This window comes from Rhodococcus sp. NPDC058639, assembly GCF_042717545.1.
Classification (GTDB): Bacteria; Actinomycetota; Actinomycetes; order Mycobacteriales; family Mycobacteriaceae; genus Rhodococcus.
Genome location: NZ_JBHXRF010000001.1, coordinates 129,396 through 137,662, shown reverse-complemented (window position 1 = coordinate 137,662; position 8,267 = coordinate 129,396). Strand labels below are relative to the sequence as shown.

Annotated in this window: 9 protein-coding genes; 6 read left to right on the top strand and 3 right to left on the bottom strand. The window is 66.9% G+C overall.

What is annotated here, in order from left to right; translation table 11 throughout:
- Nucleotides 1–426: 426 nt before the first annotated feature.
- Nucleotides 427–1,050, bottom strand: a complete 624-nt coding sequence (locus ACFWU2_RS00615; protein WP_378598738.1) for a superoxide dismutase — start codon at nucleotides 1,048–1,050, stop codon at nucleotides 427–429.
- Between the two features lie 336 nt (nucleotides 1,051–1,386).
- Between ACFWU2_RS00615 and ACFWU2_RS00610 the strand changes: the two genes are divergently transcribed.
- Together ACFWU2_RS00610 and msrA are read left to right on the top strand one after the other, a co-directional pair.
- Nucleotides 1,387–2,481, top strand: coding sequence for an acyltransferase family protein (locus ACFWU2_RS00610; protein WP_378600164.1), 1,095 nt, complete (start codon nucleotides 1,387–1,389; stop codon nucleotides 2,479–2,481).
- Nucleotides 2,482–2,490: 9 nt separating this feature from the next.
- Nucleotides 2,491–3,159, top strand: coding sequence for a peptide-methionine (S)-S-oxide reductase MsrA (msrA, locus tag ACFWU2_RS00605; RefSeq protein ID WP_378598735.1), 669 nt, complete (start codon nucleotides 2,491–2,493; stop codon nucleotides 3,157–3,159).
- Between the two features lie 152 nt (nucleotides 3,160–3,311).
- Here msrA and ACFWU2_RS00600 read toward each other — a convergent pair whose 3' ends face one another.
- Nucleotides 3,312–4,247 (bottom strand): LLM class F420-dependent oxidoreductase, encoded by a 936-nt coding sequence (locus ACFWU2_RS00600; protein ID WP_378598732.1) that lies wholly within the window; start codon nucleotides 4,245–4,247, stop codon nucleotides 3,312–3,314.
- A 221-nt stretch (nucleotides 4,248–4,468) separates the two neighbouring features.
- Here ACFWU2_RS00600 and ACFWU2_RS00595 point away from each other — a divergent pair, with 221 nt between their 5' ends.
- Genes ACFWU2_RS00595 through ACFWU2_RS00580 form a run of 4 tightly spaced genes read left to right on the top strand, consistent with a single transcriptional unit; the run spans nucleotide 4,469 to nucleotide 7,591 of the window.
- Nucleotides 4,469–4,810, top strand: coding sequence for a rhodanese-like domain-containing protein (locus ACFWU2_RS00595; protein ID WP_378598730.1), 342 nt, complete (start codon nucleotides 4,469–4,471; stop codon nucleotides 4,808–4,810).
- Nucleotides 4,810–5,868 carry a DUF4328 domain-containing protein gene (locus tag ACFWU2_RS00590; protein WP_378598727.1) on the top strand — a complete coding sequence of 353 codons (1,059 nt, stop codon included), beginning with the start codon at nucleotides 4,810–4,812 and terminating at the stop codon, nucleotides 5,866–5,868. Before ACFWU2_RS00595 ends, ACFWU2_RS00590 begins: the two co-directional genes overlap by 1 nt.
- Complete coding sequence (locus ACFWU2_RS00585; protein WP_378598724.1) at nucleotides 5,865–6,638, top strand: glycerophosphodiester phosphodiesterase family protein; 774 nt, start codon at nucleotides 5,865–5,867, stop codon at nucleotides 6,636–6,638. Before ACFWU2_RS00590 ends, ACFWU2_RS00585 begins: the two co-directional genes overlap by 4 nt.
- A gap of 35 nt (nucleotides 6,639–6,673) precedes the next feature.
- Entirely contained in the window at nucleotides 6,674–7,591 is a 918-nt protein-coding gene (locus ACFWU2_RS00580; RefSeq protein WP_378598721.1) for a DUF5926 family protein, read from the top strand.
- Between the two features lie 98 nt (nucleotides 7,592–7,689).
- On the opposite strand, the gene ACFWU2_RS00575 is transcribed toward ACFWU2_RS00580, so the two are convergent.
- On the bottom strand, nucleotides 7,690–8,235 hold the full coding sequence (locus tag ACFWU2_RS00575; RefSeq protein WP_378600160.1) for a ferritin: 546 nt from the start codon (nucleotides 8,233–8,235) through the stop codon (nucleotides 7,690–7,692).
- Between the last annotated feature and the right edge of the window lie 32 nt (nucleotides 8,236–8,267).

The window sequence follows — 8,267 nt, the reverse complement described above, 5'->3', positions numbered from 1 at the left end:
CACCTCAGTCTTTCCTGATCGTTGTGGGTTGGGTTTCTTGATGTCGTCACCCGCCCCCCCCCCCCGCTCGACGCGTTTTCTTTTGTTTTCCGGCGGGGGGGGGGGGCCCCCCCCCCCCCCCCCCCACGAAACCGCGCAGCGCTCCTGCCGCGTGGAATGCGGCGAGTTCGATCTTTCCGTGTGCGTAATCCGTCATCGAACCCACCCCGATCCACTCGAGCCGGTCCGGTCGCGCCGTTGCAAGCCGGGTCCCGGCCCTATGGCCGGTAGACGAAGAATGCCCACTTCTCGTGCTGGCACACAAGAGGCGCCGAGTGCCAGCCCGGGTGCGGGGGCCGGATACGACAAGAGGGACGCCGCGCTGCGGCGTCCCTCCGTTCGTATCCGGCGCAGCCGATTCGGCTCAGCCGATCGGAGCCTCGGGCTCTAGACGATCAGACCTGCCGTCTGGGTGCGTGCGCGTGCGAAGCGAGCCTGCACGTCGGCCCAGTTCACGATGTTCCAGAACGCCTTGACGTAATCGGCCTTCACGTTCTGGTACTGCAGGTAGAAGGCGTGCTCCCACATGTCGAGCATGAGCAGCGGGGTCAGGCCGATCGGGATGTTGCCCTGCTGGTCGTACAGCTGGACGATGAGCAGACGCTGCCCGATGGAATCCCAGGCCAGGATCGACCAGCCGGAGCCCTGGATGGAGTTCGCGTTCGCGGAGAAGTGCTCGCGGAACTTGTCGAACGAACCGAACGCGTCGTCGATCGCTGCGGCCAGCTCGCCTTCGGGCTTGTCGCCACCCTCGGGAGAGAGGTTCTGCCAGAACACCGAGTGGTTGGTGTGGCCACCGAGGTGGAAGGCGAGATCCTTTTCGAGCTTGGTTGCCTGAGCGGCCAGCGTGCCGTTCTCGCGTGCCTCGGCCAGCTTCTCGAGCGCGGTGTTCGCACCGGCGACGTAGGTCGCGTGATGCTTGTCGTGGTGCAGCTCCATGATCTTCGCCGAGATATGCGGCTCGAGCGCTGCATAGTCGTAGGGCAGTTCCGGAAGTGTGTACTCAGCCACGAGGGTCCCTTCTATGCGAGCCCGGTGGGGCCCGTGCGGTTGTTTCCGTGCCTTGCGGGTTTCACCACAACACTCGTGTGGATTACCCACACCGTGTGGTTTCACCCCAACTCATAAGTACACCCTGCGCAACCACAGCTGTCACTCGGACGTATGCCCACGGGGCTCGGGGCCGGCGCGACGAGAACCACCGTTTTCCGCGAGCACTGCTCCCGCGACCAGCAGAAACCCCGGTCGAGCTGGACCAATTGGTGACGCGCAAGAGCGGAACCTTAACATTGGGCGGTGTATCGGCCCTTCCTGAACGAACCCGCGAACGGGGTCGACGCACCTCGCGTGGATCTTCCGGGCGTCAATCTGCTGCGGTTCGCGGCAGTCCTCGCGGTCGTCTATTCCCACATCTCGTTTTATCTGATCGACGACCTGGGGACCGGATGGTGGGGCATCGACCTCGTGTACCGGGTCTTCGTCGACGGGGCCGGGCTCAACCAGCATCTGTCGTTCGTCGGGGTCGCGGCGTTCATGATGCTCACCGGGCTCCTCATCACCCGATCCGCCATGCGGCAATCGCCCCGGCGTTTCCTCATCGCCCGCGCCGCGCGTCTGGTTCCCGCGTTCTGGGTGTGCATCCTGGCTGCGATCGTGCTGGTCCGGCTCGGTATCAACGGCATGTTCAGCGGTCACACGGGCGTCTCGAACTCCGAGGCAGCGTTGAGTTTCATCCTCGGCGCCTTCTTCCTGAAACCACAGGTGGCCGTGCTCGGAGTCGCGTGGACGCTCGCCGTGCAGATCGTCTTCTACCTGTACTGCGTCGCCGGCCGCTCGCTCCTGCGGGCCAACCCGCTCATCATCCCCGTGCTCGGGGCCGTGTTGTGCATGCTGGTGCTCATCTACAACCTGTACATCCCGGAGCCGTACAGCGTGCCCTTCCTCTCCCGGATCGCGGCGACGCTGCCCACGGTGTTCCTCGGGCAGATCGCCTACCTCGGATGGGCCGGCCTCATCTCCGGTCGCGGGCTCGTCCTGGCGTTGCTGGCGCAGGTCCATGTGATCGTGCTCGCCACCGACACCCAGGTGTACTGGGCGGGGACGCGCTACCTGTGGACCATCACCGTGGTGTTCGCATGCGTCGTGCTGGTCTCCCGCTACAACGGCCGCTTCGCGCATCTCCGGGTCGTCGATTGGGTCGCCACCCGCAGCTACGCCATCTACCTCACGCACACCCTGGTGATGTACCGGATCTACGAGAACACGGTCGGGGTGGTGGGGCAGACCGGCGCGATCGTGTGCGTGTTGCTCGGCTGCGCCCTCGTGGCGGAAGTGGTCTACCGCGGTGTCGAGGTACCTGCCGCGCGGTGGATCAGCACCCGGTGGCTCACCCCGACCCGCACGGTGGTCGCGGAACCGGCCACCACCGGGCCCCGCGCGTAGCATCGGGACATGTCCTGGTTCGACGAGATTCTGGCCCGTGCAGGTTCCAAGTCGCAGATGGTGGCCCGCGAGGATGCACTACCCGGGCGTTCCGAGCCCGTAGTCGTTCCCGAGACCCACTACGTCAACGGCAATCGCATCGTTCCCCCCTTCCCCGAAGGTCTGCAGACCGCGGTGGTCGGGATGGGGTGCTTCTGGGGTGCGGAGAAGGAGTTCTGGCAACTCGACGGCGTCTACTCGACCGCCGCAGGGTACGCCGGTGGTTACACCCCCAATCCCACATACGAAGAGGTGTGCTCGGGCCGGACCGGTCACACGGAGGTCGTGCTCGTCGTCTTCGATCCCAAGGTGATCGGTTACGCGCGCATCCTGCAGGAGTTCTGGGAGAACCACGATCCGACGCAGGGGATGCGGCAGGGTAACGACCAGGGAACCCAGTACCGCTCGGCGATCTACACGTACGACGAGACGCAGATCGAGATGGCCGAGGCGACGGCCGAAGCGTACGGCGAGCGGCTCGCGGCAGCGGGCTACGGCGCTGTCACCACCGAGATCGCACCTCTGGCGCACTTCTACTACGCCGAGGACTACCACCAGCAGTACCTCGCGAAGAATCCCAACGGTTACTGCCCGGTGCACGCAACCGGCGTGAGCTGCCCGGTGGGGCTCGGCGCCTGATCCTGGTTCCGGCACCTCCCGGGGCGTGAAGACTTCGACGTGCGCGGGTGACTGCCTCGAGCGCACCCGTCGCCGCCGGTGGAGCCGGGAGATCGAGGCGTTCCTCGGCTCCACCAGTAGCTACTAGCCGTCCGGCTTTGCAGCGGTGAGGGCTACAGGTCGCGCACGGCCGGCATGACCTCCGCCGCGACCAGTTCGAGGTGTTCGAGATCGCTGAGATCGAGCATCTGCAGGTAGATGCGCTGCGAGCCGACCGACGCGTAGCTCTTGATCTTCTCGACGACCTCCTCGGGGGTGCCCGCGAGACCGTTCTCACGCAGCTCGCCGACCTCGCGGCCGATCCGTTCGGCGCGGCGGGCGATCTCGGCTTCGTCGCGCCCGCAGCACAGCACGAGCGCGTTGGAGTACGTGAGGGTGGCCGGGTCGCGGTCGGCGTCGCGGCAAGCCCCTGCCACACGTTCGAACAACACTGCGGTGTCCTCGGCCGACATGAACGGCACGTTGAACTCGTCGGCGTACCGGGCGGCGAGGGCGGGCGTGCGCTTCTTGCCGGCGCCGCCCATCACGATGGGCGGATGGGGCCGCTGCTGCGGCTTCGGGAGCGCCGGCGAGTTCTCGATCCGCACGTGTGTGCCCTCGTACGAGAACGTCTCACCGACGGGGGTGTCCCAGAGCCCGGTGATGACGGCCAGCGACTCTTCGAGGCGGTCGAAACGGTCCTTCAGGGACGGGAACGGGATTCCGTAGGCGAGATGCTCCTCCTCGAACCACCCTGCGCCGAAACCGAAGTCGACACGGCCGCCGCTCATCGCATCGACCTGTGCGACGGAGATGGCGAGCGGACCGGGATAGCGGAACGTGGCCGACGTGACGAGGGTGCCGAGCCGGATCGTCGAGGTGTCGCGCGCGAGTCCGGCCAGTGTGATCCACGCGTCCGTGGGGCCCGGCAGGCCGTCGGCGTTCATGGCGAGATAGTGGTCGGAACGGAAGAATGCGCCGTAACCGAGCCGCTCGGCTGTCTGTGCGACGGCGAGAAGATCGTCGTACGTGGCGCCCTGCTGAGGTTCGGTGAAGATTCGTAGTTCCATGAATCCATCATTTCAGGTGCCCCCTTCCCCCGGGTTTCGTACCGATCGAACCGACGATGTGACGGATCTCGAGCCGGGCATCCCCACCCCCGGTAGAGCCTGGGGATGAACCTGTGGAAACTGTGGATAACTCCAGGAGCTGCCGTATGTGGAAGTGACACGAGGGCACAGTGGAGCGGCCTCGGCTGCATCGCCCCGCAGCACGTGCCACTATTGGAATCGTGAGTTTTTCCGACGTCCCCACCGTGTCTGTGGACGAGGTGCCAGAGACGAGCGCCGCCGCTGTGCTCCTCGACGTACGCGAAGACGACGAATGGGCGCTCGGACACGCACCGGGCGCGGTACACATTCCGCTGGCCGACGTTCCCGCACGGCTCGACGAAATCGACATCGATGCCGAGGTCTATGTGGTCTGCCGCCAGGGCGGACGCTCGCTCGGCGCAGTCCAGTACCTCAACCGCATCGGGTACGACGCCATCCAGGTGAACGGTGGCATGGTGGCGTGGCAGAAGAGCGGTCTCCCCGTGGTTTCCGACGGTGATGAACCCGCGAAGATCTATTGATGGCCGCCTACCAGATCTGCGTTCGTTGCGAGAACCGCTGGCCGGTGACTTATCAGCCCCGGCAGTGGTGCCCGTCGTGCCGTGGTGTCCTGCTCTCGCCGGTCTCCACCGACGTTCCGGTTCCCCCGTCGCGCCGCAATTTTCGCTGGGTCGCGCGTCCGGCGGTACCGATCGGTCCCGCGGAGCCCACCACGCGCAAGCGCGGGATGGGTCCGACGCCGCGATACCGGGAGATACCGCGGTGGGGACTGACCGATCCGCGGCCGGTCGACACCGAGTACGAACCGAGCCGTAGCGAGACGATCTCCGATCTCGCGCCGACACTCCTCGTGGGCGCCGCCGTCGTGTTCGGCCTCGCGGCTCTCGCCGAGGCGTTCCGGTACGGACTGCTGGTGTTCAACCGGACCAGACTCGTCGACCCGCTGGCTCTCGCGGTCTCCGACGCCGCTGTATGGGCGACGCAGGTAGGTGCACCGTTCGTCGCGCTCGGTGCGGCCGTCGCGTGCGCGGTGCGCCTGCTCGAAGTGCGCCGACGCGTCTTCGCCGAACGCGGGGAGGTCGATCCCCGGCCGTCGCCGACGGTACTGCTCGGTGTCGTCGTGCCCGGAGTGAACCTCGCGATGCCGGGAGTGCTGCTCACCGAGATCGCCGGTCGCGACCCCCGGCTTCTCCGGGCGATCCGGATCTGGTGGGTGCTGTGGGTACTCGACGCGGTGATGTTCGTCGTGGTCGTGTTGTGGCGTCAGCGCGACACGCTCCAGGCCCGTGCGGACGGCGTGCTGCTCGCGGCGTGCGCTGCGGCGCTGGCCACAGCGGTCGCGCTCACGACGCTGCACGTGGTGCGGTTGTTCGAGGGAACGGATATCTGGGGCCGGCCGCTGCGCCACCGTAGATTCACCCACGCCACCGGGCCCGCATACGCGCCCATCGCCCCGATCGTGCCGCGCCCCGCGACCGCCGACAGCCCGGCCGACACGGCGGCGCTGTCGCAGGACGACACTCCGGCCGGCACCCAGGATGAGCGCGCCGACGTGCCCGAACCGGCGGCAAGCACGTGAGCGGCGTGGACCGCCCGCGGGTCGTCGCACATCGGGGATCGTCGGCGGCGAAGGCCGAGCACACTCTCGCCGCGTACGAACTGGCCCTCGCGGAAGGCGCCGACGGGCTCGAGTGCGATGTACGGCTCACGAGCGACGGGCACCTCGTGTGCATCCACGACCGCACGATCGATCGCACGTCCGACGGAACGGGTGTCGTCAGCGAGATGACTCTTGCCGAACTGTCCGAGCACGACTACGGCAAGCCCGGTGAACCGGCGGAACTGCTCACCCTGCACCGTTTGCTCGAGCTCGTCATGGACTGGACAAATGTGCCGGTCAAACTGTTCATCGAGACCAAGCACCCCGTCCGGTACGGCGCGCTGGTCGAGGCGAAGCTGCTCGACGCGCTGGCGAGCTTCGGGCTCGCGACGCCTGCGTCGGCCGACTTCTCCCGCGTGGTGGTGATGTCGTTCGCGGGCAGCGCGGTATGGCGGATCCGCCGCGCCGCCCCGTTGCTGCCCACGGTATTGCTCGGCGAGACCTCGCGATATCTGCGGGGGAGTGCTGCCACGACCGTGGGCGCCACCGCGATCGGCCCGTCGATCATGACGCTCCGGGAGCACCGGGATCTCGTCGACCGTGCCGCTGCGTCGGGCCGCGCGACCTATTGCTGGACCGTCGACGACCCCGCGGACGTCGAACTGTGCCGCGAACTCGGCGTCGGATGGGTGGCCACCAACCATCCGGGCCGTACCAAGTTGCAACTCGACGCTGCGCACGGCGTATAGATCGGGCGGGCAGGCCGGGCGTGTAGTTTGGCGCCGTGGCCAAGAAGAGCAAGAGAAACAGTGGACCCAAGCCCGGCGCCAACCGCGCCGCCAAGCTCGAGCAGCGGAGACTGGAGCGGGAAGCCGCGGTCGCCGCGTCCACGCGACCGTTCGAGGGCCTCGCATTCGAATGCGACCTCGTTGCGCTGCGCGAGTTCGTTCCGTCCGCACTGGTCGACCTGCCGCTGACCGATGAGGGACGCAAGATCGTCGGCGCGACCATCCTTCCGGGTGGTGTCGCGGCGCTGGTCCGCGAAGAAGACGACGAGACCGTCGCGTACGTCGGCTTGCAGCTCGCGAGCGGGTACGGCCCGGACCCGGCCGGGGAACTCGCCGCCGCGATCGAGTGGGCACGCACGGCCGAGCCCGGATCGTCGTTGCAGACCGCGACCGTGGACGACGACACCCCGCGACTGCAGGACCTGCTCGACGCGAATGTCGTTCCTCCGATCACCGTGCACAAGGACTTCAACTGGTGGATTCCGGCCGGCGTCGAGCCGAGCCAGGACATCGCGCACACCGTGCAGCACGCCAACAGTGCGGTGCTGCCCTCGGCGCGTCTGAACGGTGACGGGCTGGTCGGTGCGTGGTGGGTGGATCCCGGCGAGAAGGCTCACCTGCGTTGGGTTCGGCCTGAGGACGAGGACGCGCTCATGGCCGCGTTGTCGCGCGTGCACGCGGCGGGTGGCCTCCACCTCGGTGAAGGATCACGCTTCGCCGGGTCGTTCCGCACTCACGGACTCCTGGTTCCGGTCTTCGATCTCGACCGGGAGAAGCACGCCGACGAATGGGTGGAACCCGCACTCGAACTGGGCGCGCGCCTCGACGCCGCTCTCGCCGTGGACGAACCGCTGACCACCGCCGAGCTGCGCTCCCGCGACGGAATCCGCAGTCGTCAGATCACCCTGCGCTGATCTTCTCGGGGCCGAGAGAGCCTCCACATAGCCGAATGCCACAGTTCCCCGGTGATCCGGGAACTGTGGCATTCGGGCCCTGTGGGCTGCAGGTCGCGTCAGATGCTGCCGCCGGCGACGGTCGGCGCGTTGCCGCGCAGTTCGCGGCTCTTCGAGTTGAGCTCCCGCGCGACGAAATCCTCGAGGTTGAACAGGTTCGAGCCGGCGCGGTCGGCGACGGTGAGCAGCGTCGTCATCGTGGCGACCTCTTCGACCTGCTCCTGCAGGAACCACTGCATGAACTGCTCGCCGAGGTAGTCGCCCTCGTCGCGCGCGGTGCGGGCCAGCTCGACGATCTGGTCGGTCACCGCCCGCTCCTGACGGAGAGCCAGCGCGATCGGTTCGCGCGCGTTGTCGAACATCGACTGTGCGGCGTCGACCCCGGTGAGGTCGACGGCCATGTCCCGGTCCAGGAAGTACTGGACGATCATCATGGCGTGGTTGCGTTCTTCCACTGCCTGCGCGTAAAAGTGCTTCGCCAGCTGGGGAAGATCGGTGTTGTCGTAGAAAACCGCGATGGCGATGTACTGGTGCGACGCATTGAATTCGTTGCGGATCTGGTCGTGCAGCAGCGAATGGAATTTGGTCTTGTGCGTTTCACCCATGGTCGTCATGATCAAGACGTTAATGCAGGTCA

What these genes read in the sequence shown, in the direction of transcription:
- msrA (WP_378598735.1), top strand. Translation starts at nt 2,491, where the DNA reads ATGTCCTGGTTCGACGAGATTCTGGCCCGTGCAGGTTCCAAGTCGCAG.
- ACFWU2_RS00600 (WP_378598732.1), bottom strand. Translation starts at nt 4,247, where the DNA reads ATGGAACTACGAATCTTCACCGAACCTCAGCAGGGCGCCACGTACGAC.
- ACFWU2_RS00590 (WP_378598727.1), top strand. Translation starts at nt 4,810, where the DNA reads ATGGCCGCCTACCAGATCTGCGTTCGTTGCGAGAACCGCTGGCCGGTG.
- ACFWU2_RS00575 (WP_378600160.1), bottom strand. Translation starts at nt 8,235, where the DNA reads ATGGGTGAAACGCACAAGACCAAATTCCATTCGCTGCTGCACGACCAG.